The sequence below is a fragment of the Roseateles sp. P5_D6 genome (assembly GCF_054049415.1).
In genome coordinates this window covers 18,371-42,398 of record NZ_JBFUMK010000007.1, presented here as the reverse complement: position 1 = coordinate 42,398, position 24,028 = coordinate 18,371, and the positions used below count along the sequence as shown (strand labels likewise).

24 protein-coding genes and 1 pseudogene are annotated in these 24,028 nt (G+C 67.9%); 13 read left to right on the top strand and 12 right to left on the bottom strand.

Annotated elements, in window-relative coordinates; all coding sequences use genetic code 11:
* Positions 1-55: 55 nt before the first annotated feature.
* The 3 genes from ACXJKM_RS11265 to ACXJKM_RS11255 all read left to right on the top strand — a co-directional run bounded on the left by ACXJKM_RS11265 (position 56) and on the right by ACXJKM_RS11255 (position 3,016).
* The gene (locus ACXJKM_RS11265) at positions 56-1,138 is read left to right on the top strand and encodes a LacI family DNA-binding transcriptional regulator (protein ID WP_056204784.1); all 1,083 of its coding nucleotides are present in this window, start codon (positions 56-58) and stop codon (positions 1,136-1,138) included.
* 82 nt (positions 1,139-1,220) lie between these two features.
* Positions 1,221-2,054: an NAD-dependent epimerase/dehydratase family protein gene (locus ACXJKM_RS11260; protein WP_457352374.1), complete on the top strand. Its 834-nt coding sequence runs from the start codon at positions 1,221-1,223 to the stop codon at positions 2,052-2,054.
* Complete coding sequence (locus tag ACXJKM_RS11255) at positions 2,051-3,016, top strand: SMP-30/gluconolactonase/LRE family protein (RefSeq protein ID WP_457352372.1); 966 nt, start codon at positions 2,051-2,053, stop codon at positions 3,014-3,016. Before ACXJKM_RS11260 ends, ACXJKM_RS11255 begins: the two co-directional genes overlap by 4 nt.
* Positions 3,017-3,121: 105 nt before the next feature.
* Here the strand turns inward: ACXJKM_RS11255 and ACXJKM_RS11250 are convergent.
* Positions 3,122-3,610, bottom strand: a pseudogene (locus ACXJKM_RS11250) (FxDxF family PEP-CTERM protein); the annotation flags it as partial.
* Between the two features lie 113 nt (positions 3,611-3,723).
* Positions 3,724-4,116: a GFA family protein gene (locus ACXJKM_RS11245; RefSeq protein ID WP_457352371.1), complete on the bottom strand. Its 393-nt coding sequence runs from the start codon at positions 4,114-4,116 to the stop codon at positions 3,724-3,726.
* 179 nt (positions 4,117-4,295) lie between these two features.
* Here ACXJKM_RS11245 and ACXJKM_RS11240 point away from each other — a divergent pair, with 179 nt between their 5' ends.
* The 3 genes from ACXJKM_RS11240 to ACXJKM_RS11230 all read left to right on the top strand — a co-directional run bounded on the left by ACXJKM_RS11240 (position 4,296) and on the right by ACXJKM_RS11230 (position 6,606).
* Positions 4,296-4,793: an EVE domain-containing protein gene (locus ACXJKM_RS11240; protein WP_457352369.1), complete on the top strand. Its 498-nt coding sequence runs from the start codon at positions 4,296-4,298 to the stop codon at positions 4,791-4,793.
* Positions 4,794-4,802: 9 nt separating this feature from the next.
* Complete coding sequence (locus ACXJKM_RS11235; RefSeq protein ID WP_457352367.1) at positions 4,803-5,489, top strand: GNAT family N-acetyltransferase; 687 nt, start codon at positions 4,803-4,805, stop codon at positions 5,487-5,489.
* A 97-nt stretch (positions 5,490-5,586) separates the two neighbouring features.
* Positions 5,587-6,606, top strand: a complete 1,020-nt coding sequence (locus ACXJKM_RS11230) for a hypothetical protein (protein WP_457352366.1) — start codon at positions 5,587-5,589, stop codon at positions 6,604-6,606.
* 15 nt (positions 6,607-6,621) lie between these two features.
* Here the strand turns inward: ACXJKM_RS11230 and ACXJKM_RS11225 are convergent, their stop codons facing one another.
* On the bottom strand, positions 6,622-7,224 hold the full coding sequence (locus tag ACXJKM_RS11225) for an ECF-type sigma factor (protein WP_162250716.1): 603 nt from the start codon (positions 7,222-7,224) through the stop codon (positions 6,622-6,624).
* Between the two features lie 166 nt (positions 7,225-7,390).
* Between ACXJKM_RS11225 and ACXJKM_RS11220 the strand changes: the two genes are divergently transcribed.
* The 3 genes from ACXJKM_RS11220 (at position 7,391) to ACXJKM_RS11210 (ending at position 12,071) form a co-directional block, all read left to right on the top strand.
* A complete protein-coding gene (locus ACXJKM_RS11220) occupies positions 7,391-8,992 on the top strand; it encodes a hypothetical protein (protein WP_200955357.1) in 1,602 nt (533 codons plus the stop codon).
* Between the two features lie 84 nt (positions 8,993-9,076).
* On the top strand, positions 9,077-11,752 hold the full coding sequence (locus ACXJKM_RS11215) for a serine/threonine-protein kinase (protein ID WP_457352363.1): 2,676 nt from the start codon (positions 9,077-9,079) through the stop codon (positions 11,750-11,752).
* A gap of 160 nt (positions 11,753-11,912) precedes the next feature.
* Entirely contained in the window at positions 11,913-12,071 is a 159-nt protein-coding gene (locus ACXJKM_RS11210; protein ID WP_082533047.1) for a DUF3309 family protein, read from the top strand.
* A 20-nt stretch (positions 12,072-12,091) separates the two neighbouring features.
* On the opposite strand, the gene ACXJKM_RS11205 is transcribed toward ACXJKM_RS11210, so the two are convergent.
* The 5 genes from ACXJKM_RS11205 to ACXJKM_RS11185 all read right to left on the bottom strand — a co-directional run bounded on the left by ACXJKM_RS11205 (position 12,092) and on the right by ACXJKM_RS11185 (position 16,193).
* Positions 12,092-12,310, bottom strand: a complete 219-nt coding sequence (locus tag ACXJKM_RS11205) for a hypothetical protein (RefSeq protein WP_056204755.1) — start codon at positions 12,308-12,310, stop codon at positions 12,092-12,094.
* Positions 12,311-12,322: 12 nt separating this feature from the next.
* Positions 12,323-13,216 (bottom strand): SPFH domain-containing protein, encoded by an 894-nt coding sequence (locus tag ACXJKM_RS11200; RefSeq protein ID WP_457352361.1) that lies wholly within the window; start codon positions 13,214-13,216, stop codon positions 12,323-12,325.
* Positions 13,217-13,540: 324 nt separating this feature from the next.
* Positions 13,541-15,298 (bottom strand): IlvD/Edd family dehydratase, encoded by a 1,758-nt coding sequence (locus ACXJKM_RS11195; RefSeq protein WP_457352359.1) that lies wholly within the window; start codon positions 15,296-15,298, stop codon positions 13,541-13,543.
* Positions 15,295-15,426, bottom strand: coding sequence for a hypothetical protein (locus ACXJKM_RS11190; RefSeq protein WP_268795295.1), 132 nt, complete (start codon positions 15,424-15,426; stop codon positions 15,295-15,297). Before ACXJKM_RS11190 ends, ACXJKM_RS11195 begins: the two co-directional genes overlap by 4 nt.
* Before the next feature lie 86 nt (positions 15,427-15,512).
* On the bottom strand, positions 15,513-16,193 hold the full coding sequence (locus tag ACXJKM_RS11185; protein WP_056204750.1) for a GntR family transcriptional regulator: 681 nt from the start codon (positions 16,191-16,193) through the stop codon (positions 15,513-15,515).
* Positions 16,194-16,489: 296 nt separating this feature from the next.
* On the opposite strand from ACXJKM_RS11185, the gene ACXJKM_RS11180 reads away from it, so the two are divergent.
* Together ACXJKM_RS11180 and ACXJKM_RS11175 are read left to right on the top strand one after the other, a co-directional pair.
* Positions 16,490-19,606 (top strand): TonB-dependent receptor, encoded by a 3,117-nt coding sequence (locus ACXJKM_RS11180; RefSeq protein ID WP_056204747.1) that lies wholly within the window; start codon positions 16,490-16,492, stop codon positions 19,604-19,606.
* Positions 19,607-19,619: 13 nt separating this feature from the next.
* Positions 19,620-19,742, top strand: a complete 123-nt coding sequence (locus ACXJKM_RS11175) for a hypothetical protein (RefSeq protein WP_268795294.1) — start codon at positions 19,620-19,622, stop codon at positions 19,740-19,742.
* Positions 19,743-19,827: 85 nt separating this feature from the next.
* Here the strand turns inward: ACXJKM_RS11175 and ACXJKM_RS11170 are convergent, their stop codons facing one another.
* The 3 genes from ACXJKM_RS11170 to ACXJKM_RS11160 are packed head-to-tail and all read right to left on the bottom strand — an operon-like array spanning position 19,828 to position 21,159.
* Entirely contained in the window at positions 19,828-20,049 is a 222-nt protein-coding gene (locus ACXJKM_RS11170) for a tautomerase family protein (RefSeq protein WP_056204744.1), read from the bottom strand.
* Between the two features lie 2 nt (positions 20,050-20,051).
* The gene (locus tag ACXJKM_RS11165) at positions 20,052-20,417 is read right to left on the bottom strand and encodes a nuclear transport factor 2 family protein (RefSeq protein WP_056204741.1); all 366 of its coding nucleotides are present in this window, start codon (positions 20,415-20,417) and stop codon (positions 20,052-20,054) included.
* Positions 20,418-20,421: 4 nt separating this feature from the next.
* On the bottom strand, positions 20,422-21,159 hold the full coding sequence (locus ACXJKM_RS11160) for an SDR family NAD(P)-dependent oxidoreductase (RefSeq protein ID WP_200955355.1): 738 nt from the start codon (positions 21,157-21,159) through the stop codon (positions 20,422-20,424).
* 99 nt (positions 21,160-21,258) lie between these two features.
* Here ACXJKM_RS11160 and ACXJKM_RS11155 point away from each other — a divergent pair, with 99 nt between their 5' ends.
* The gene (locus ACXJKM_RS11155; RefSeq protein ID WP_056204737.1) at positions 21,259-22,161 is read left to right on the top strand and encodes a LysR family transcriptional regulator; all 903 of its coding nucleotides are present in this window, start codon (positions 21,259-21,261) and stop codon (positions 22,159-22,161) included.
* A gap of 185 nt (positions 22,162-22,346) precedes the next feature.
* Here the strand turns inward: ACXJKM_RS11155 and ACXJKM_RS11150 are convergent, their stop codons facing one another.
* Positions 22,347-22,943 (bottom strand): TetR/AcrR family transcriptional regulator, encoded by a 597-nt coding sequence (locus ACXJKM_RS11150; RefSeq protein ID WP_162247872.1) that lies wholly within the window; start codon positions 22,941-22,943, stop codon positions 22,347-22,349.
* A 78-nt stretch (positions 22,944-23,021) separates the two neighbouring features.
* Between ACXJKM_RS11150 and ACXJKM_RS11145 the strand changes: the two genes are divergently transcribed.
* On the top strand, positions 23,022-24,023 hold the full coding sequence (locus ACXJKM_RS11145) for a thioredoxin family protein (protein WP_457352355.1): 1,002 nt from the start codon (positions 23,022-23,024) through the stop codon (positions 24,021-24,023).
* The last annotated feature ends 5 nt before the right edge of the window (positions 24,024-24,028 follow it).

Below are 24,028 nucleotides of genomic sequence, written 5' to 3'. Positions count from 1 at the left end.
TCCCCAAGCCAAATATGATTGCGCAAACAAACCCACCACCATCCGAGGGACCCTTTTGAAGCCAACCGCTCGCTCCGGGCGCAGCCCCAAGGTCGCGACCATCGCCGATGTCGCCGCGCTGGCCGGGGTGTCGCCGATGACGGTGTCGCGGGTCATCAACGGGGAGCAGAACGTGCGCCCGGGCACGCGTGAGAAGGTGCAGGCCGCCGTCGCCGAGCTGAACTACCTGCCCAACCAGGCCGCGCGCCACCTGGCCGGGTCCGAGCCGATTCGGATCGGCATGCTCTACATCGATCCGACGGCCGGCTATCTCAATGAATTCCTCATCGGCTTGCTGAACAAGGCCAGCCTGCGCCATGTGCAGCTCGTCGTGCAGCGTTGCGAGGCCGCGCGCGAGGGTGAGGAGAAGCCGGTGGCCGAGATGATCGCCAACGGCATCGACGGCCTCATCCTGCCGCCGCCCTTCTGCGATTCCCAGCCCTTGCTGAAGCTCGTGGCCGAGACCGACACGCCGGCCGTGGTCGTGTCCAGCGGCGTGCCGCCCGAAGCCGTCTGCGCCGTCGGCATCGACGACTACCAGGCCGCCTACGAGATGACGCGGCACCTGCTGAACCTGGGCCACCACCGCATGGGCTTCATCATCGGCGACCCCTACCAGAGCAGCAGCGCCCGCCGCCTGGCCGGCTTCCATGCAGCGATGGCCGACGCCGGCCTCAACATCGAGGAGGAGGAGGTCGTCGCCCAGGGCATGTTCACCTACCGCTCGGGCCTGGACGCGGCCGAGTTCCTGCTTTCGCAGGAGCGCCGGCCGACGGCCATCTTCGCCAGTAACGACGACATGGCCGCAGCCACGGTCGCCATCGCCCATCGCATGGGCCTGGACGTGCCCAGCGACCTGACGGTCGTCGGCTTCGACGATGCGCCGCTGGCCACGACCATCTGGCCCGAACTGACCACCGTGCGCCAGCCCATCATGGAGATGGCCGGTGCCGCGGTGGACCTGCTGGTGCGTCACATCCGCGCGCGCCGCACCGGAGTGCCTCTGCCCTGCGAGCATGAGCTCATGGATTTCGCGCTGGTCCGACGCCAGTCCGACGCGGCGCCGCGGCTGCGCCCGCCCTTGCGCATCGGCGCATGAGTGAGCCGCTCGTCTAAGCCCAAAGCGGGCCGGCTTGGGAGAGGCCCGCGCTCTGCCCGCAATCCACACGCATCGCCCTGAAATGAACCCTCTCTCCGCCCCGCGCTTCAAGCGCCTGCTGCTGACCGGCGCCGCCGGCAACCTCGGCCGCGTGCTGCGGCCGCGCATGAAGCATTACTGCGACGTGCTGCGGCTGTCGGACCTCGCACCCATGGACCCCGCCGGCGAGGGCGAGGAAGTCGTGCAGGCGCCGCTCGAAGATCTGGCTGCCATGCAGTCACTGCTGAAGGATGTCGACGCCGTGCTGCACTTCGGCGGCGTGTCGATCGAGAAACCCTTCGACGTGGTGCTGCCGGCCAATATCGTCGGCGCCTACAACGTCTACGAGTCGGCCCGCCAGCGCGGCGTGAAGCGCATCATCTTCGCCAGCTCCAACCACGTGACCGGCTTCTACAGCCAGGGCGAGACGTTGACGCCAAGGGCCGCGCCGCGGCCGGACAGCTACTACGGGCTGTCCAAGGCCTTTGGCGAGGACCTGGCCCAGTTCTATTTCGACCGCCACGGCCTGGAGACGGTGTCGGTGCGCATCGGTTCCAGCTGGCCCGTGCCGACGGACCGCCGCATGCTGTCGAGCTGGCTGAGCTTTGACGACCTGGAGCGCCTCCTCGTCGCCGCACTGAGCGCGCCCGTCGTCGGCCACAGCATCATTTACGGCATGAGCGACAACCGCTCGACCTGGTGGGACAACAGCGCGTCCAACCACATCGGTTTCAAGCCCCAGGACAGCTCCGAGCCCTGGCGCGCCGAGGTCGAGGCGGCCCAGCCCTATGTCGACCCGAGCCGGCCCGAGGTGCGCTGCCAGGGCGGCCAGTTCGTCATCCACGGCCCCTTCGAGAAGGCGCCGGAAGACCAATGAAGATCCCCTTCACGCCCAACGCCCGCCGGCCCGACCCGGCCATCGAGGTGCTGGACGACGCCTTCCTGCCGCTGCGCCTCTTCCCTGCGAGCGTCGAGCAACTGGCCACCGGCCTGGCCTGGGCCGAGGGGCCGGTCTGGTTTGGCGACGGGCGCTACCTGCTCGTCTCCGACATCCCCAACAACCGCATCCTGCGCTGGGACGAGACCACCGGCGCCATCAGCGAGTTCCGCAACCCCAGCAACAACGCCAACGGCCACGTGCGCGACCGCCAGGGGCGCCTCGTCAGCTGCGAGCACCTGACGCGCCGCATCACGCGCACCGAGTACGACGGCTGCATCACGGTGCTGGCCGACCGCTATACGGCCAAGCGCTTGAACTCGCCCAACGACATCACCTGCCATCCGGGCGACGGCAGCCTGTGGTTCAGCGACCCGCTGTTCGGCATCGCCAGCGACTTCGAGGGCGAGAAGGCCGAGTCTGAATTGACGCCGGCCGTCTACCGCATCGACGGCGTGACCGGCGAGCTGACACTGCAGATCGACGACCTCAAGGGCCCGAACGGCCTGGCCTTCAGCCCTGACGGCAAGACCCTCTACGTCATCGAAAGCCGCGCCCAGCCGCATCGGTTGATCTGGGCCTATGACGTGGATGGCGTGTCCTTGAGCAACAAGCGGCTGCTGATCGACCCGGGGTGCCCGGGGGCTTTCGACGGCATGGCCGTCGATGTGCAAGGCAATCTCTGGTGTGGCTTTGGCAGTGACGGCAGCGCGGATGCTGATGCGGCGGTGCTGGACGGTGTGCGCGTCTACGGCCCCATGGGCAAGCCGCTGGCGCATATCCACCTGCCCGAGCGCTGCGCCAATCTCTGCTTCGGCGGCGCCAAGGGCAACCGCCTCTTCATGGCGAGCACGCATTCGCTCTATGCGCTGTACGTGAACACGCGCGGCGCAGTCAGTTGACGGCATGGCCGCCCCACGAAAAAAGCCCTGGCGCTTGAGGCCAGGGCTTTACGGACTTCGGGACTTCGGCGGATCACTGTCTGAGTGACCCGGAAATCAATTCAATTACAGATCGCGACGGCGGCGCGAAGCAACAAAACCCATGACGCCCAGGCCTGCTGCCAGCATGGCGTAGGTTTCAGGTTCCGGCACCGGCATCGCGGTGGCCGAAGCCGAAATCGCGTAGGCCGACGGCGCCTGGTTAGCCAACGCGAACACGTTGAAGTAATAGTTGCCGGCGCTCAGGTTCGTGAAGTGCCCGGTCGACGTGGACGTGAAGGCAAAGCCGGTGATGACGGTGTCGTCAGTGCCGCCCACGACGTGATCGGCGCCGGTGCTGACGATGCTGTAGAAGGCCGGCGACAGGCTGCCGAAGATCGTCGTCACATTGCTCTGCACGCTCGAAGCCGACGCGAGCGAGAACGTGAAAGTGTCGTTCACCAGGCTCGGCACGACAGCGACGTTGCCGCTGTTGACCGTGATTGCGCCCAGCGTGCCGGTGCCCAACACGAAGGGGGTGGCCTGAGCCGCGAGGCTGCCCAGGGACAGCACAGAGGCCAAGGCAAGAGACTTCAACATAGTTACTTACTCCCAAAGAAAGACCTGGACGAATTAGCAAGCATCGTGCCATCAGAGAAAACCCTGCTGTGGCAGTGATTTGCTTGCGGTCAGCTTTCTGGGTGTAAAGAACGCCGACACCAACGGGCCTTGTCATCGAGAAAGTAGTCCTCGCCCGGCGGCTCGATGGGCTCGCCCTCAAAGACCCCCGCGGGGAATCCATAGGCCCTTGGCAGCCGCGCGTCCGCAGTGAAGACATGCGATCCGCACGTCTTGCAGAACGAGCGCTGCAGGTTGGGCGTGGGGCAGAACACCGACAGCCCCTCAGGGTTGTTCACGACGACCTGATCGCGCGGCGCTGTGATCCACGTAGTGAATGCCGCACCGCTCAGGCGGCGGCATTCGCCGCAGTGGCAGTTGTCCGGGCGGCGCAAAGGCGATGGGACCGTGACGGAGACGGCGCCACAGTAGCAGGAGCCGCGGGCGGCGAGAGGCGGGGTCATCGGCTTCAAGGCAAGGGAAGAGCCAGGACTATGCCCGTTGCCGCGTTGCTGAACTCCGTTGCCCGCTCGCGATCGGCGTGGGCAGGACTCACCGGCTGGCGGGGTGCCTTCTGCTGACAAGCCGTTGTCGCGACGTCCCGCCATCATGGCGATTCCCAACTTGCGCACGAGGCGCTCCGATGAAAAACGCCACCCTGTGGGAGGAATCGGCACAGGCCGGCATGGCCGCGCCGCGCGGCAACTGGATTGCCGTGGCCAGCGCCACCCACGCACGCCGAGGCTGCGCGGAACGCGGCGCAGGCTATATGCAGGTGTGCCATGGCAAGGTCGCGCCGTTGCGGCGCGTGAGGCCCGGTGACCGCGTGGCCTACTACGCGCCCACGGTCACCATGGGCGGCAGCGACAAGCTGCAGGCCTTTGTGTCGCTCGGGCTGGTCAGGCCCGGCGAGCCCTACGCCTTTGACATGGGTGGCGGTTTCGTCCCCTTCCGCAAGGACGTGGACTATGTGCCCGCACGCGAAGCGCCCATCGCCCCGCTGATCGACCGCTTCGAGTTCGTGCAGGACCGCGCGCGCTGGGGCTATTCGTTCCGTTTCGGACTGTTTGCCGTCAGCGACCATGACATGAGGCTGATTGCCGATGCCATGGCCGCCGATGCAGATGCCCTTCATTTCTGAACTGCACAGATGATCCCTTCATCCATCAACTTCGAGGGTGACCGCAACGCCGGCGCGCTCGATCCCGCGGTCGCTGCTCGTGCCTGGGCCTGCGGCTGGGCGATTTCGCGACGCACGCCAGCGCCGGTCAGGCGCTCTGGCTGCTTTCAGATTTCGGTCGGAAAGCCCGGGCAGACGACTCGCTATGTTCTTCCCGCCCTTGATCGACATCTCCTGCAAGAACTTGTCACCGAGACCGGCCCCGGCAGCTGGCTGAAGATCTGCGCACCACGTGAAAGCGTGTCTCCCTTGCTCTCCCATCATTGGCAGTTTCACGAACCCGAGTTTCTGATGAGCACCAATCTCAGGGGCGGCGACGCCACCACCCCTGAGGGCTATCGCATGCAGACCGACAAGGTGGGAGAGGTCGCGTTTGCCAGGCTGATCGCAGGTTCAGGAGAAATCGCGGCCGGCGGCCAGGTGGCGATCGAGGGTCCGTTCGCCACCTTCGATCAAATCGTCACGGCCGAGGCCCACAGGAGGAAGGGGCTGGGGCGACGCATCATGACCATCTTGTCAAGCATCGCGCTCGATCTGGAGGCAAGGCAAGGCGTGTTGGTGGCCACGGAGTCGGGCGCCGCTCTGTACAAGGCGATGGGTTGGTCCCTGGTCTCGCCGGTCACGGCGGCGTCGTATCCAGCCGCGCAGGCGGGCTGACGGGTGGTGGGGATGAGCCTTTTCACCTGACCGTCTTGCGTACCAGGTTGTCCCCTTCGACGAACCGAAGGTTTCAGCCCTGCCACGAAAGACCGCCATGTGCCGACTGCTCGCCCCGCTGCTCCTTGCCACGCTCACCCTCCTGGCTGGCGTGCCGCCAGCCGCCGCGCAAACTGCTGCGCCGACGGTCTCCGTCGGCAGCGACAACGGCGCGGCCATCAAGGGTGCGCGCCGTGTCGCCATCGACCAGTTCGGGATCGAATTCGTCACCACGCTGAAGGCGAGCGGCAGCGGCGGGGGCAACAGCACCTCGGTGCAGGCCGAACTGCGCGGCGTGCCGGATGCGGCGATGCAGGCGCTGACCGACCGCGTCTACCGCGACACCGTCGAGGCGCTGACCGCTGCCGGCTTTGAGGTCGTCGGCATGGACACGGTTCGCGCGCGCCCCGAGTACGCCGAAGTCGAGGCCCGCATGGGCAAGCCGGCGCCCTACGTCATCGACGACACGGGCGCCGTCTCCAAGATCTTCGCGCCCACCGGCATGCCGGCCTTCTTCCAGACGGCGGGAGGCCGCGGCACGCTGAGCGACCGCATCACCGCGCTGGACGGTGCCAACGGTGCAAAGGCCAGCGCGGTGGCGCAGGCGCTTGACCTGCATTTCGTGCGCCTGCACTTCTTTGCGAGCTTCGGCACCGCCTCCGGCAGCAAGGGCTTCCTGGCAAATATCGCGCGTCGCTCACAGTCCTCCATCGAGGCCGGCCCGGTGCTCTACCCCAACGAGACCCAGCTGCAGATCGTGTCGCAGGAGGGGCAGCGCATCTTCCGCACGACGTCGCGCAGCGGCGTCAACGGCGCCTTCTACGTCGACCGCCTGGTTCAGGGCGCGACTGAAGGCTTCACGCTCGTCGACACCACCACCGACGAGTCGCGCAAGTCAGACAACACGAGCAACGCGCTGTCGATGGGCCTGGCGCTGCTGACCGGTGGCCGCTCGCGTGGCACCAGCAATGCGACTGCCGCGGTCACGCTCGACGAGGCCAGCTTCGAGCGGGCCTACCTGCCCATGATCGGCAGCGCGCGGGATGCGCTGGTGCAGCGGTTGAAGAGCGCCAGGTGAACCTCCGCCCTCGCGTCAGGCCAGCGGTGCGGCGCCCAGTTCGCGGCGCAGCCAGGCCCGTGCCAGCGCCCAGTCGCGCTTGACGGTGGCGAGCGACAGATCGAGCGCCTGCGCGATCTCGTCGTTTTCGAGCCCGCCGAAGAACTTCAGCTCCACCACCTTGGCCGCGCGCGGGTCGACGGCTTCGAGGGCCAGGATGGCCTCGTGCACGGCCACCACGTCGGGCTCGGCCTGCACGCCGATTTCCGGTGCGCCGGTGATCGACAGCGACACCAGCTGCGCCTCTCGCTTCTCGGTACGCTTGGCCAGCGCGTGGTTCACCAGGATGCGCCGCATCATGGTCGAGGCCACCGACAGGAAATGCGCGCGGTTGGACCATTGCGTGCGCGTCTGCTCGGCCATGCGGAACCAGGCCTCGTGCGTGAGCACCGTCGGGCTCAGTGTGTGCGCGTTCGCCTCGCGGCCCATGTGCGCGCGCGCGATGCGGTGCAGCTCGCCGTAGAGCAGCTCGAAGAGCTGGTTCGACGCGCCGGCCGCGTCCGTGTCGAGCCGGCGCAGCCACTCGGTGACATCGGCGGCGGCGGGGTTCGAAGCGGACAGGGCAGTCATAGCGGTCATGGCGCCGCGCATTTTGCGCGCGGCGCCGCGACATGCCTGCGAAGGATTGCTCGGTTCATGCGTGCCTGTTTTCAAGCCCGATGAGCCTTTTGGCCGCGCCACGCTGCGTACCCCGGCATGCCCCTCGAATCGGCGAGGGGTGCCACCCCTCCCACCGGACTCCACCATGACATCGACCCCTTGCCCAACTCCCCACGGCCTGCGTGGCCTCGTGATCGCGGCGGCCACCGTGGCCGTTGCCACCTTGGCCGGCTGCGGGGGTGGCGGCACCACGGCGCCCGCAGTACCGGCTCCTGCACCGGTCGCAACAGCGCCTGCGCCCGTCCCCGCGCCTGCACCCGCCCCAGCCCCTGCGCCCGCGCCTGCGCCTGCCCCGGCGGTTGTCAAGGCCACATTGACCGGCGTGGCTGCGAGCGGCGCGCCCGTCGTTGGCGGCACGGTCACGGCCACCTGTACCAGCGGGCCGGCCACGGTCTCGCTGCCGACCAGCGCCACCGGCACCTGGACCGTCGACGTGCCGGCCAACACGCTGCCCTGCGCACTGCAGGTGTCGGGTGGCAAGGTGGGCGGCGTGCCGAATGCGCTTTCGCTGCACAGCATTGCCGTGGCCGCCGGGCGCGTGAACATCACCACCCTCACCGACCTGACCATTGCGCGCGCTGCCGGCATGCCGCCCGCGACCTGGTTTGCGGGCCTGGCCGCCGCACCGGCGGGCACCCGGCTCGACACCGCCGGAGCGCTCACCCAGCTGATTGCCACCCTCACGGCCGGCAGCTACGTGCTGCCCACCGGGCCGTTCGACCCCTTCACCGGCGTGTTCGACGCCAAGCCGGGCGATTCCACGGACGCGCTGCTGGACAGTGTCATGGCCGCCGCGCTTGCCAGCCACAAGACCTACATCGACCTGATCGCCGACTTCAGCGCCGCAACCAATGGCATCTACCGCTTGCCGCCCGCGCTGACGGGCACCGATCCCACGCCACCGGCGCCGCACGCCATCGTGCTCACGCCCAAGGGGCAGGCGATGGCCGCAGACGTCGCGCCGGCCATCGGCACCTGGCAGGGCCAGCTCGGGCGCGTCTTCACGCCGGGCCAGGCGACGCAGGAGACCACCTCGTGCAGCATTGCCGTGGCCAAGGACGGCATGCTGACCGTCTCGGCCGGTGGACGCAGCCTGCAGGCCGCCGTCAACGGCGACGTGGGCGACCTCATCCTCAATGTCGTCAGCCTCACGCGGGTCCAGGCCAGCGATGTGCCGAACGACCGCTACGCCCAGCTCACCCTCGTCAAGGGTGTGATGGCGCAAGGCGTGGCGCGCCAGGGCGGCACCGGCTTCACCACGGCCACGGACCGGGTGGAGTGCTGGCTGAGCAACCCCAACCCGACCAGCGCAGGCGGCGCCAACGTCGCGACGCTGAACGGCGCCACCGCGGCCGACATGTCGGCGGCACTCGTCGGCCACTACACGAGCAGCAGCTGCACGCTGGACGTGTCGAGCAGCGGCGTCTTCCACCTGGTGAGCGGCAATGTTGACGTGACGACCCGCCTCGCCGGCGACGAGGACGACGTCATCGTCACCTTTGGCGAGAGCGTGGCGGTGCAGGCGCAGGACTACTTCACCGCCGGTGAACAAACCTGGGTGACGCTGGCCTACCAGCCGGCCAACGCGGCGCTGAACGTGCCGGCGTCGTACAGCGCCGACGCCAGCCACCGCATGCCGCGACCGGTCAAGTCGCTTGCGCAGTGCAGCGGCCTCGTCAAGCAGTGATGGCACGGGGGGCGGTTCCCCCGCTCCCCCGCATGCCGGTGCGTCACTACAGTCGCGTCGCCACCGCCCACCCCGAGCCCGCCGATGACCACCCCCACCCCCACGCCCGCCGACTGGGCCGCCCTGCGAAGCCTCTTCGATGAGGCGGTGGCGCTGCCTGCGGCCGAGCGTGCGGCGCATGTCGACGCGCTGCCCGTGAGCGCCGCGATGAAGGCCGAGCTGCACTCGCTGCTCGCCCATCACGCCGACCACACCGACGGCGATCCGCTGCTATCGCGGCCCATCGCCGAGAGCGTGGCCGCCAGCCTGTCCCGCGACGGCGAGCGTTTCGGTGCCTGGGCCGTCGTGCGCAGCATCGGCAGCGGCGGCATGGGCGAGGTGTACGAGGCGCGTCGCGCTGACGGCAGCTTCGAGGGCCGCGCGGCCATCAAGGTGATCAAGCGGGGCATGGACAGCGACGCCGTGCTGCAGCGCTTCGCGCAGGAGCGCCAGGCGTTGGCGCGGCTGCATCACCCGCACATCGCCCAGCTCTTCGACGCCGGTCTCAGCGCCGACGGGCTGCCCTATTTCGTCATGGAGTTCATCGATGGCCTGCCCATCGATGAGGCGGCGCGCTCACGGCCCATCGACGCGCGCCTCGCGCTCTTCCTGCAACTGGCCGACGCCGTTGCCCACGCTCACCGCAACCTGCTCGTGCACCGCGACCTCAAGCCCGGCAACGTGCTCGTCACGTACGACGGACAGGTCAAGCTGCTCGACTTCGGCATCGCCAAGGCGCTCGACCCGGCCGAGGCGCAAGGGAACGACAGCACCCTTGGCGCCGTCCGCCCCTTCACGCCCAACTACGCCAGCCCCGAGCAGGTGCGCGCCGAGCCGGTGGGCACGGGTACCGATGTCTACTCGCTGGGCGTGCTGCTCTACCAATTGCTGACTGGCCAGCGTCCTTACGGCCGCAATGCGCGCGGCCCCGCCGAGGCCGCGCGCGCGGTGCTCGACGAAGCGCCGACCCGTCCCTCGCAGCTGAGCAGCCCCGACGCTGCGGCGCCCGATGCTCAGGCCTGGCTGATCACCCGGCAGCGCCTCAAGGGCGATCTCGACAACATCCTGCTCAAGGCGCTGGAGAAGGACGTGGGCCGCCGCTATGCCAGCGTCGAGCAGTTCGCCGCCGACCTGCGCGCCACGCTTGCGGGCTACCCGGTCAGCGCCCGCGCGCCCAGCCGCGGCTACTTGTTGTCCAAGTTCGTGCGGCGCAACCGCCTGCCGGTGGCCTTGGGTCTGGGCGTCGTGCTGGCTCTGGCCGGGGGCCTGGCGGCGGCGTCCTGGCAGGCACACGTGGCCGGCCAAGCGCGCGCGGCGGCCGAGTTGCGGCTGACGGCGGTCAAGGGCATCACGGCCGATCTGGTGTTCCGCTTCGGCGATGCGATCGCCTACCTGCCCGGCGGCAGCAAGGCCCAGGATGCGCTGCTGGCACAGACCCTCGCCGCGCTCGACCCCCTGGTGCAGGGCGAACAGCCCGATGGCGACCTGCAGGCGCTCAGCGCCGCCATCCTCGCTCGCCGCGCCGAGTTGTTGGGCAATGACACCACTGGCACGGCCGAACTCGGTGCCCAGACCGACGCGATGGCCCAGCGCGCCGTCGAGCTGGGCGAGCGCCTGTGGGCCAGCCAGCATCACGACTGGCGTTTTGCGCAGTGGCATGCCCGCGCGCTGCAGGTGCAGTCGGTTCGGCTGCGCAACACCGGCCAGCGCGAGCGTGCGGTGACCAACAGCCGGCTCATCCTCCAGCGCCTTGAACAGGCACGCCCGTTTGCCAGGGACGACGTGCTGGGCCGCGCAGCCCTGGGCGTGGAGCTGGCCAACACCACCCTGAGCCTCGGGCAGACGCTGAGCGCGGCAGGCCAGCTTGACGAAGCCCTGGCCCTGTACGCCAAGGCCGAGCCGGTCTACCGCGAACTGCTGGCCGACACCGCCATGCATGCCGAGAGCGACCGTCGCGCCGCACCCGGCGAGATGAAGACCGAGGTCTACCTCCGCCACCAGCTCGGCGTCGCTCTGGCATCCCGCGCGCTGACGCTGCTGCGCCTGGACCGGCTCGACGACGCGCTGGCCCAGCTGCAGGCCGCGATGCCGTTGCGCCGCGCCAATGTCGAGGCCGAGCCCGCCAACATCGCCTGGCACGATGGCCTGCTGCAAGAGGCCAATACCCTGTCGCTTGTGCAACTGCGCCGTGGCGAATGGGCCGCAGCGCTCGAGGCCTCGACCCTGGCCTGGACCGAGAACGAGCGCCTGGCCCGGCAGGAGGGCCCGCAGAGCAAATGGGTCCAGTTGCCGCGGACGCTGGCCGCCCAGCATGGTCTCGCGCTCTGGCGCAATGGCCGGCCTGGGCAGGCGCTGGCAGTGGTCGAGCAGGGCCTGGCCGCGTGGAAGGCGTCGCCCGGCACCGCGCCCAATCCCACGGCCGAACTGCGCTGGAGTGCCCTGCAAGCGGTGTACGGCGCCCTGCTGGCCGAGCTTCACAAGCCCGGCGCGCAAGCGCAACTGCGTGAGGCCCTGGCCCGGCTGCAGCCGCTGTTCGATGACCCCAGCCTGGGTCGCCCGGCGCGGCTGGCCTGGGCCGAGGCGGCCGCCTGGCTGGTGGCACTGAAGCCGGTGGATGGCGAGGCGCTGCGCCGGCAGGCGCTGGGCGCGCTGGCGGCTGCGGCCAGCGTGACGCCGCTGGCGGCCGACCATGCCGCGTTGAAGGGTCGGCTGGAGACCTGAGCGCGGCCGTGCGATGGCGCAAGTCCTGAGCCGGCATCGGGCTAGCCGGTTGCGCGGTCAAGTCCTACACCTGCGGATCGGCCTTGCGAGGAGAGTCGGCACAGGTTCAAGGCGCTTCAGCGCCGTTGAATCGTGAGCCCCAACTACCAAGGAGACCGCCATGAGTCTAGGTGCCATTCTGCTCGTCGTGCTGATCCTTCTTCTGCTCGGCGCCATCCCGGCGTGGCCCCATAGCCGCGGCTGGGGCTATGGGCCAACGGGAGGGATCGGCCTGGTTTTGCTGATCGTGCTCGTGCTGTTCTTTATGGGCCGGATATAGCCGTCTCGACGTGAGCGCGTCTACCCTTGGCCGGTGTCGCCCGGCTCGTTGGGTGGCCGCCCTCGCCGCGGCGCCGGGCTGGCAGCCGGCTTGATGCCGCGCCGCGCCAGCGCCTCGCGCAGCAGCACTTCGACCTGCGCATTGGCCGAGCGCAGCTCCTGTGCTGCCAAGCGTTCGATTTGTGCCCACAGCGCCGGGTCCACCCGCAACGCGAAGGCCTTCTTGTCGGGGCTGGCCATGCCGCGGCGCGCTCAGGCGTACAGCGTGCCAGCGTTGATGATGGGTTGGGCATCCTTGTCCGAGCACAGCACGACGAGCAGGTTGGACACCATGGCCGCCTTGCGCTCGTCGTCCAGCACGACGATCTCGCGCTCCGACAACCCGCGCAGCGCCTCCTCCACCATCGTCACCGCGCCCTGCACGATCTTCTTGCGTGCGCTGATGATGGCCTCGGCCTGCTGGCGGCGCAGCATCACCTGAGCGATTTCCGGGGCGTAGGCGAGGTGGGTGATCTTGGCCTCCAACACCGTCACGCCGGCCTGGGCGCAGCGCTCCTGCAGTTCGGCGACCAGCGCCTTGACGACCTCGTCCTGGCCGGCGCGCAGCGTCGTTTCGTCGGGGTCCAGGTCCTCGCCGTCGTCGTAGGCGAACTGTGTGGCCAGATGGCGAATGGCCGTCTCGGCCTGCACGCCGACGTAGGTTTCGAACTTGTCCACCTCGAAGACGGCGCGCGCCGTGTCCTGCACGCGCCAGACGATGGCGGCGCTGATTTCGATAGGGTTGCCGCGCTTGTCGTTGACCTTGATGTGCGGCGCGTTCAGATTGCGCGCGCGCAGCGAGATGCGCTCCCGCATCGCGAACGGGTTGGCCCAGCGAAGGCCTTCATGGCGGTCGGTGCCGACATAACGGCCGAACAGCGTCAGGATTCGCGCCTCGTTGGGCTCCTGCATGTAGATCCCGATCAGCATGAGCAAACTGGCCGCGAAGAGGAGCACGGTCAGCACCATCAGCGCCAGGTTGCCTAGGGACCACACGAACAGCGCCGCCGCCGCTGCCGCCCCGCCCAGGCTGCAGGCAATGGGCACGAAGCCGCTGAACGCGCGAGCCGGCAGTTCGAGACGAGAGAGCTGTTCGAGGACGGGCATGGCGATACCTCAGAAAAAGGAGATATCACTTTAATGCACTTTGCCCGGCGTGACCACACAGGGCCTGTTAACGCTACGGCAACGGGTCGCGTTGTGGCCAGAAAAGCCGCGAGCAAGGCGCAAAGCGGAGCCGGGTTGCACACCCGGCGAGCATTTGCAACGCTGGACGCGGCTTTTCTGGCCACAACCCGAAGGGAAGGCCCTCCGCCAGGGGCCACTCGGCGTTGCGTCACTGGCTCGCACCCGAGTGCGAGCGGCGTGCCGCGCCTTGATTGACCCCTGGCGGAAGGCCTTCGCGACCCATTGCCGTAGTGTTAGCAGGCCCTAATGGTTGTGCCGCGGTGGCGTGTCGATCACGGCGCGATAGGGCACGGCGAGTTCCAGGCAGGCGCCGGTCGACAGCTGCCCCACCGTTGAGCGATAGATCTCCTGCCACGGTGTCTGGCTTGGCGGTACCGCAGGTGGCGCATCTTCAGCGCGGCGGCGCGCCAGCTCCTCATCACTGAGCAGCGCGTCGCAGCGGCCCGCGATCAGGTCGACGCGGATGACATCGCCCGTGCGCAGCCAGGCCAGCCCACCGCCGATGGCGCTCTCGGGCGAGGCGTGCACGATGGAGGGGCTGTCCGACGTGCCCGACTGGCGGCCGTCGCCCAGCGTGGGCAAGCTCATCACGCCGCGCCGGATCAGCGCGTCCGGTGGCTGCATGTTGACGACCTCGGCGGAGCCCGGCCACCCCATCGGCCCGGCGCCGCGCATGACGAGGATGCAGCCCTCATCGATGCCAAGCGCAGGGTCGTTGATGCGCGTGTGATAGTCGTCGGGGCTGTCGAAGACGATGGCCCGGCACTCAAAAGCGCCGTCCTTCAGGTAGCGCTCGCGGAACGTTGCCGAGATGACGCTGGCCTTCAGGATGGCGAAGTCGAACAGGTTGCCGCTCAACACGACGAAGCCGGCATCGGGCTTCAGCGGTGCGCTGACCGGGTAGATGACTTCACGGTCCTGCGTCTCGCGGCCGTCGAGATTGGCGGCCATCGTGTGGCCGGTCACCGTCGGCCGGATGGTGCGCAGCAGGCCGGCCCGCTTCAGCTCCCACATGACGGCCGGCACGCCGCCGGCGCGGTGGAAGCGCTCACCGAGGAACTGGCCGGCCGGCTGCATGTTCAGCAGCAGCGGCACGTGCTGGCCCACCTCGGTCCAGTCGGCAGCTGTCAGCTCGATGCCGGCATGGCGGGCCATGGCCATCAGGTGCGGCTGGGCGTTGGTCGAGCCGCCGATGGCCGCGTTGACGACGATGGCGTCGAGAAAGGCGTCGCGGCTGAGGATCTTCGACGGCCGCAGGTCCTCGCGCGCCATGTCGACGATGCGCCGGCCCGTCTCATAGGCCATCTGGCCGCGCTCGCGGTAGGGCGCCGGGATGGCCGAGCAGCCGGTCAGCGACAGCCCCAGGCACTCGGCCAGCGCATTCATCGTCGAGGCCGTGCCCATGGTGTTGCAGTGGCCGGCCGAGGGCGCGGAGGCCGCAGCAATCTCGATGAAGGTCTCTTCGTCGATCTCGCCCGCCGCGAGCCGCCGGCGGCCGGCCCAGATGGCGGCGCCGGAGCCGACGAGCTGCCCCTCGAACCAGCCGTCCAGCATCGGGCCGCCGGACAGCACGATGGCCGGGATGTCGACGGTGCTTGCTGCCATGACCTGCGCCGGCGTCGTCTTGTCGCAGCCGGTCGTCAACACGACGGCGTCCAGCGGGTAGCCGTGCAGGATCTCGACGAGGCCGAGGTAGGCCAGGTTGCGGTCCAGCGCCGCGGTGGGGCGGCGGCAGTTCTCGAAGATGGGATGCAGAGGGAACTCCATCGCGATGCCACCCGCGTCGCGAATGCCATCGCGCACGCGCTTCGCCAGCTCCAGATGGATGCGGTTGCAGGGGCTCAGGTCGCTGCCGCTCTGGGCGATGCCGATGATGGGCCGGCCCGAGCGCAGCTCCTGCGGCGTGAGGCCGTAGTTCATGAAGCGCTCCAGATAGAGCGCCGTCATGTCGATGTGATCGGGGTTGTCGAACCAGTCCTGGGAGCGCAGTCGGCGCGTCATCGTGCGCGGCTCCGCAAGTGCTTCATCAGCGCGCCGACGCCATGGGCCGTCGTGGCGGCTTGGGCGGAGATGTCCACCAGGGCGCCTTCGGCGTCGGCGGGAAGGAAGCTGGGGTCGGTCGGGGTCATGCGGCTCGCGGTGCGGTAGGGAGGCGGCCCGAATTGTGAGCGCTACCGATTGCGCCTGCCAAGCGGGGGGCGAAGCGGGCGGCGCTTCAAGAGAGGATGAGGTACTCGGGGTAGCGTTGCTGGATCTCTTCCACCGAGGCCAGCGTGCCCGACAGGTGCTCGCGCACGGCCTGTTGCGCGCCTTGCGCGTCACCCGATTCGATGGCTTGCAGGATGGCCAGGTGGCCGGCCAGGATGGACTCGGCCTTGCCCTCGCTCGGCGCGTGCAGCAGCCGCAGCCGGTCGATGTGGCCCGACATGCGCGTCACCACCGACCACAGCCGCGGCAGGCCGGCGGCGACGTACATCAACCGGTGGAACTCCTTGTCGGCCGCAATGAAGGCGGGATAGTCCTTGCTGGCGGCGAGGCCCACCTGGCGCGCCAGTTGGGCTCGCAGGTCGTCGATCACTGCCTGGTCGTGCGAGAGTGCCAGCAGGCGTGCGATTTCGATTTCGATGGAGCGGCGCAGGAAATGCGCCTCGCGGGCCGCCGGCACGTCGATACGGGTGACCTGGGTCGTGTACTGGGCGCGGATGAGCACCAGGCCTTCCTCGCTGAGCCGCATGAGCGCGTCGCGCACGGGCGTCTGGCTGACGCCGAAGCTCTGGGCCAGCTCGGCGCGGTCGAGGGCGCTCCCTGGCGCCAGTTCCAGCGAAATGATGGCGGCGCGAAGCGCTTCGACGACCTGGGGCGCCGCATGGCGGGTGGGATCTAGCGTGGTGTTCATCTCGAGGGGCGAGCCAAATCTGCCGTTGGCGCGCGGAGGCTGGGCGCCATTGTCATCGCGGGCTTGATGCGTCTTGGCGCGGCTGACGGGGCGCGGTCTGGCCCGTCGGCCGACAAGCCTGAGAGCGCTATCCAATGTTCGATCACCTTGCAATTCTTAGCCGCCTTTCTGTCTCGCAGCTCACTAATACATTAGTACACACCCTCGTTGACTGAGGTTTCCTATGGACGTAAATTGAAAATGTGCGCGCTACCATTTTGGTGGTGGCGGCGTCATAGAACCAATCAGGAGACAAGATGATCAAGACCAATTCGCGGCCGCGCCGCCGCGCCCGCCTGGATCGACAGCTGGCCCTGGGCACTACGCTGCTGGCCAGCCTGATCACGCAGGCGTATGCGCAGACCGCGCCGGCACCATCGGCCCAGCAACTGGAGACGGTCGTCGTGACCGGCATCCGCAGCTCGTTGGCTGCCTCGGCGCTTTCGAAGCGCGAGAACATCGGCCTGTCGGACTCGATCCACGCCGAAGACATCGGCAAGTTCCCGGACAACAACCTCGCCGAGTCGATCTCGCGCATCCCCGGCGTCCAGGTGAACCGCGACGTGACGGGTGAGGGTTTGAACATCCAGGTCCGCGGCCTGGGTTCCAACTTCACGCGCATCCTGATGAACGGTAACCCCGTCGCATCGGCCTCCACGAGCTTCAGCAGTGCCGGTAGCGCCAACCGCGAAGTCGACCTGGACTTCATGCCGGGCGACCTGTTCTCGCGCATCACGGTGTCCAAGAGCCCCACGGCCGGGATGCTGGAAGGCGCTATCGCCGGCGTCGTGAACATGCGCAACGCCCGCCCATTCGACAAGGCCGGCACGCGCGGCACCGTCAAGCTGCAACTGGCCAAGAACGACCCCGCGCCCAAGCCCAGCACGCGCGGCACGGCGCTCTACAGCACGACGTTCGGCGACACCTTCGGCGTGCTGGCCGGCGTGTCCTTCGCCCGCAACAAGATCACCACGCGCGGCTTCGAGGACGGCACCGACTGGGTCACGCCCCGTCTGACCAACCCTTTGCAGACCGGCGCGGGTACCTCAACCACCAACGGTGCCTGGGGCATCCCGACGACTGTGCCCGCTGCGGCCGCCGGTACCTATGGTTCGACGACATTGGCAGCCGGCCAGTCCGTCGATATGGCGCTGCTGAAACAGCTGAACCCCAATGCCACGATCCAGCAACTGGACAACGGCTACATGCCGCGCCTGCCGCGCCCGGTGAACTTCACGGGTGAGCGCAACCGTGCCAATGGCCTGCTGAGCTTCGAGTTCCGCCCGACCTCAGATTTCGACGCCTACCTTGATTTGCTGACTGGCAGCAAGACCAGCAAGCAGGAGCGTGTCGACTTCGACATCAACGTCCGCAACAGCGCCGTCATCCCTTCGGCAATGAGCTATGACCGCAGCGACTGCGCGGTCTACTGCTTCGTGACGGGCGGCACCCTCCTCAACGGCACCGGTTTCCTTGAATACCGCCGCATGGACGAGAGGAGCAGCTTCACGTCCGTGAACCCGGGCTTCGAATGGCGCATCTCCGACAAGTGGACGCTGGACGCGCAGGCCAATCAGGCCAGCAGCAAATTCAGCCGCACCGCGCCCACGCTCCTGGTCCCGACCGACGCGGCCAAGCCGTTCACGGTGAAGATCGGCGCCAACGCCAATTTCCCGGTCTACACGCCCAACGGCTTCGACCCGAACAGCCCGGCCGGCTACACCTGGGATCACCACGGCAACGCGACGGGCGCCCAGATCAGCGTCAATCGTGAGGACCGTGAGATCAAGACGAGGGGTGCACGCTGGAATCTGGCCTGGGGAGACGAGAGCCTGACCCTCAAGGGTGGCATGGCCTATGACACCTACCACCGCCTGATCACGCCGTTCAACGACGATGGCCGTCTGCAGAACGTCGTCTGCGGCGGCAACCTGAACGTGCGCATGTACGCGCCCAACAACACCAACCCGAATGGCTGCGCGATCATTCCGATCACGGCCAACCCGGCGACGCAATACCCTGGCTACGGCCAGGGCGCGACGGCTGGCGGGCCCGCGCTGGCCTATCAGGGCTCGGCCGTGCCGGACATTTCCAAGTACCTGGTGCCCGGCCCCAACGGCTTCGTCACGATTGACTGGAGCCGCTTCGCTAGGGCCACCAGCTACGACAGCATCACCGCCGGCATGGTCCAGCTCGCGGGCAGCAACGCCCTCAGCGGTGCGTCTCCGCAGGACTTCGGTGAAAACGTCTTCGGCAACTACATCGAGGTGTCCGGCCAGACGCGCGTCTTCGACCGCCTGCTGCGCTATGACGCGGGCCTGCGCCGCACGCGCACCTCGCAGAGCGTCGGCGCATACACGGGCAACGTGGCCGATCCGCGCAATGCAGGCCTGGCCAACGGCGGCCTGTACCCGAACCTGGTCACGGAGACGACGGGCCAGACTTCCTACAGCAACACCCTGCCCAGCGGCACGCTGGCGTACAACTTGGCTGACGACATGATCGTCCGCGCGGCGGCTTCGAAGGCCATCACCCGTGCTGACCCCAAGGCGCTGCAGCCGCTGAGGGCGACGTCCAATGATGTGGCCCTGTCCAACGCCACCGCCACCAACCCGGGGCTGAAGCCCTTCGAGTCCAAGAACCTGGACTTTGGATGGGAGTGGTACACGGACAAGAAGGGCAGCTATGTCGCGGCGGCCTATTTCGAAAAGAAGATCAAGAACTTCCCGCGCACTGTCGTGCGCCAGATGACGCTGTCGCAGATCCGCCAAGAGTTCGGTGCCGACTCGCTGCAGTACGCAGCGGGCAGCGCGATCGACCTGGCGGTGACTGCGGCCGGCGGCCCCGACAAGTTCAACATTCCGCTGTCGCAGCCGCTCAACACGGAAGACATCATGAAGCTCAAGGGCTGGGAGTTGAGCTGGGCGCAGTCGCTGGACCGCTTCCTGCCGATCAACGGCTTCGGCTTCTACGCCAACTACACCCGTACCAAGCAGGATGCAGGCACCAGCGGCCAGGTGCCGATTGGCGCGGCGCCCTATACGGCCAACCTGACCGTGTACTTCGAAAACAGCCGCGGCTCCATCCGCCTGAGCAACAGTTACCAGGCCCGGACTCCGTTCGAGTCGAAGAACACGGATTCCATCCCGGCAGGCACCATGTTCAAGTACAACAAGGCCTACTACCAGGCGGACCTCTCGACCCGTCTCGAAATCGGCGACTGGGTGGGGTGGAAGCAGGGCGTGTCGCTCAACTTTGACGTTGCCAACCTGAACAAGGCCACGCAGAAGTCCTACATCCAGGAAGAGCTCGCCGTGCGTGGCTACTGGGATCCGGGCCGTACCTATCAGCTGACCGCTCAGATGAAGTTCTGACCAGAGGCAGGCCATGTTCGGCGTCGTCCACCTGACCCGCGCCTCGCAGCGCACCAGCTTCCAGTTGGCCAACGCGCCGTACGCGCTCTGCGAGCCGGGTCGCACTTGCCAGGTGGGTCTGCGCGCCAGCTTCTGATTCATCGCCTGTGTCTCCGCCAGTGGTCCGGGTGTGGCCCGCTGGTGTTTCGATGAGGGTCCTCGCCGGCCGATGGCGAGCGCCCTCATCTTTTTATTGGCACCGCCGCCCGCTCGTGCCGGAGCTCGGTGACGGTGCGGCCGGCAACGCCCCAGTTGTCGGTGTCGACCTCGTCGATGACGACGAAGGTGGCCGCCGGATCCTTGTTCAGCACGCGGACCATCAGGTCGGTCGCCTCGGCAATCAATTGCTTCTTTTGATCCAGCGTCACGCCTTCGCGGGTGATCTCGATGCGGATGTAGGGCACGGTCAGGTCTCCTGATGGGTATAGAGCTTGGCAACGATGGACCAGCGGCCGCCATCCTTGAGCAGGCTGAGCTGGTCCAGGTAGTCGAAGCCCAGCATCTGGCAGCGCGCCGTCGCCAGCGCGACCGAGCCGTCGATGCGCAGGGCCTGCAATTGCATGCGCTGGGTCTCGCCCTGGCTTTGCGGGCTGGCCCGCTTGGCCACCACCTGCAGATAGGGCTCGACGTCGCGCAGCAGCACCTGGCCGCTGACCTCGCCGTAGAGCCGCGCCTGCGAGTGGAAGACCTGCGCGAGCAGATCCACATCGCCACGGTAGAGGCCGTCGAAATAGCGCTGCAGCAGCGCCAGCAGTTCTTCGCGGTCGGTCATGGCATCACCATTTGCCGGAGCTCATGCCGCCATCCACGGGCAGCACGACGCCGGTCGTGAAGGCCGCGCCGGCGAGATAGAGCACCGCATCGGCAATCTCCTGCACGGTTGCGATGCGGCCGGCCGGCTGCAGCGTGTTCAAAAAGCCATGCATGTCGGCCGTGTACATCGGCGTGTCGACGATGCCGGGTGCAACGGCGGCTACCTGCACGTTGTGCGGTGCCAGCTCCAGCGCCAGGGCTCGGGTGGCGTGGTTGATGCCGCCCTTGATCAGCACCGGCAACACCGCTGGCACGCCCTGGATGGGTTGCGACGCGATGGCGGCCGTGATGTTGATGATGTGGCCGGCCTTGCGCTCCACCATGTGGCGGGCCGCGGCCTGCGACGGGTAGACAAAGCCCTTGAGGTTGGTGTCGACGAGGGCATCCAGCTCGGCCGGCGTGTAGTCGACAAAGGGCTTGGCGTTGAAGATGCCGGCGTTGTTGACGAGCACGTCGACGCGGCCGAAGCGTTCGATGGCCGCCTGTACGAGGCGGGTGCCGGTGGCCGGGTCGGCCACGTCGCCGGCGACGGTGAGCAGGTTGTCGGGCTTGCCGAGTTCGACGGCGGCCTGCTGCAGGCGCTCGGCGTTGCGGCCGTTGGCGACGACGTTGTCGCCCTGCTTCAGGAAGGCGGCAGCGATGGCCAGACCGATGCCGCTGGAGGCGCCGGTGACGATGACGGTGCGAGGAGAGTGGTTCATGGATGACTCCATTGGGTTGCGATGGACTCAAATCTATTGGCGACGTCGTGATCAATAAATAAGATCCTGGCCACTTCAGTATTTACATGATGTGATGGCATGAATCGGCAATTCGACGACCTGATGCTGGGCAGCCTGGAGCTCTTCTGCGCGGCGGCGGAGCTGGGCGGCTTCACGGCGGCGGCTACGGCGGCGGGCGTGACGCCGGCGGCTGTCAGCCGCACGGTGGCGCGCCTCGAAGAGAGGTTGGGCGTGCGCCTGTTCGTGCGCACGACGCGGCAGATCCGCCTCACCGACGCGGGCCAGGCCTATTACGAGCAATGCCGCCAGGTGCTGAACCAGCTGATGGAGGCCGAGCGCGAGGTCAGCGGCCGGCAGGCGGCGCCGAGCGGCCTGCTGCGCATCAGCGTGCCGACGACCTATGGCCACCACCGCCTGCTGCCGCGCCTGCCGGCCTTCCGCGAGCGCTACCCGGAGATCCGCGTGGATGTGCACGTCAGCAACCGCAACATCGACTTCGCGGCCGAGGGCTATGACCTCGCCGTGCGCGTGCGCGCGCCAGCCGACTCGACGTTGATCGCGCGGCACCTGGAGGACGCCGAGCTGTTGCTCGTCGCCGCGCCCGACTATCTGCGCCGGCGTGGCGAGCCGCAGTCACTCGACGAGCTGGCGCAGCACGACTGCATCCAGTTCGAGCTGCCCAGCAGTGGCCGCACCATTCCCTGGTTGTTCCGTGTCGACGGCAAGGACGCCGAACGCCAGACCACCGGCGGCACCAGCTGCTCCGACGATGTGCTGGCCGGCGTGACCTTGGCTCGCCACGGCGCCGGCATCTTCCAGGCCTATCGCTTCACGGTGGAGGAAGAGCTGCGCCAGGGCCGCCTCGTCGAGCTGCTGAAGCCCTTCGGCGGCCGCTCGCGACCCTTCAACTTGCTCTACCCGCATCAGCGGCATGTGCCGCTGCGGGTGAGGTGCTTCGTGGACTACCTGCTGGCGACTTAGAGAACCTCGAAGCGCAGGTCGATATTGCCCCGCGTCGCATGGGAGTGGGGGCAGAGCTGGTGGGCGCCGTCAAAGGCTGGCCATCGCTGGACTTGCCCCAGCCATCGCGGCCTCCGGCGGTGTGGGTATGGGCCGTGTAGACGACTTTCTCGATGGCGCGCATGGTGCCGGGGCTTGTGGCTGGATCAGGCCTCGGCCTGGAAGTGGCGCAAGGCCGACAGAGCCATGCGCACGACATTGCGGGTCTCGGTGACGCTGGCGCCCGCCTTGGCGCTCAGGCGCAAGCCACGCATGACGGTCAGCACGAAGTCGGCGGCAGCGGTCTCGTCGAGGCTGGGCGGCAGTTCGCCCTGCTGCTTGGCCTGCGCCAGCGCGGCGGCGACGTCGGCCTTGGAGCGCCTAGCGCCCTCGCGCAGGATGGCGGCGACCTCTTCGTCACTGGTGCCGATCTCGGCGGCGGTGTTGACCGACATGCAGCCGCGCGTGCGCGCCACGCCGCTGGAGGTGGCGATGGACGTCAGCAGCGTCTCGATGCCGGCCAGCGGCGAGGGCGCGGATGCCAGCACCTTCTGCAGCGACTTGGCGCGCTCGGCCTGGTAAAGGCGCAGAGCCTCCAGGAAGAGGCCGCGCTTGCTCTCGAAGGCGTTGTAGAGGCTTTGACGGCCGATGCCCATGGCCTCGACGAGGTGGGGCATGCCCGTCGCCTCGAAGCCCTGGCACCAGAACACCTCCATCGCGCGGTGGAGGACTTCGTCCCTGTCGAATTCGGAAGGTCTTGCCATGAATGAATTGGACTTGTTTTTGAACGATCGGTCAATAATAATGAACGCCATCGATTTCGCAACCCGCAGTTCCACGTCATGAACTTCGCCAGAAGGCTCTCCGTCGCCGCCGCGCTCGCCCTGTTCATGACCGCTCACGCCTCGGCCGACCCGCGCCTGGACGGTGGCGGCGAATGGATCAACTCACCGCCGCTGGCACTCGCCGGCCTGCGCGGCAAGGTCGTGCTGGTCGACTTCTGGACCTATTCCTGCATCAACTGCCAGCGCACCCTGCCGTACTTGCGCGCCTGGTCGCAGAAATACGGCCCCCAGGGCCTGGTCGTCGTCGGCGTGCATGCGCCTGAGTTCGGCTTCGAGCGCGATGTGAAGCGCGTGCGCCAGGCCGCGATGGAAGGAAAGCTCGACTACCCCATCGTGCTCGACAACGACTTCACCATCTGGCGCGCCTTTGGCAACCAGGCCTGGCCCGCGCTGTATTTCGTTGACGCCCAGGGCCGCGTGCGCCACCAGCAGCTCGGCGAGGGCGACTATGAGCGCGCCGAGCGGGTCATCCGCGAGCTGCTGCGCGAGGCTGGCAAGGCGCCGGAGGCGGGCATGGCCCAGGTTGCGGCGACCGGCATCGGCCTGGCGCCCGACATCGCCAATGTGCGCTCACCCGAGACCTATCTCGGCCATGGGCACGGTGCAGCCCGCGGCATCCTGCCCGACCGCCTCAAGCGCTATGCCGGTGGCACCCCCCGGCTCAATGAGTGGTCGCTGGCCGGCGACTGGACCGTGCGCCCCGAGTACGCCGAGCTGTCGGGCGACAGCGGCAGCGTGGCGCTGCGCTTTCAAGCGCGCGACCTGCACCTCGTGCTTGGTCCCGCAACTGACGGCAAGCCGCTGCCATTCCGCATCACCCTCGACGGCCAGCCGCCTGGCACCGACGCGGGCCTGGACGTGGGCGCCGACGGCCGCGGCCTGGCCAGTGGCGAGCGCCTCTATCAGCTGGTGCGCCAGCAAGGCCCGGTGCGCGCACGCACTTTCGAGATCCGCTTCGATGCACCCGGCGCCCGCGCCTATGCCTTCACCTTCGGTTGACTTCA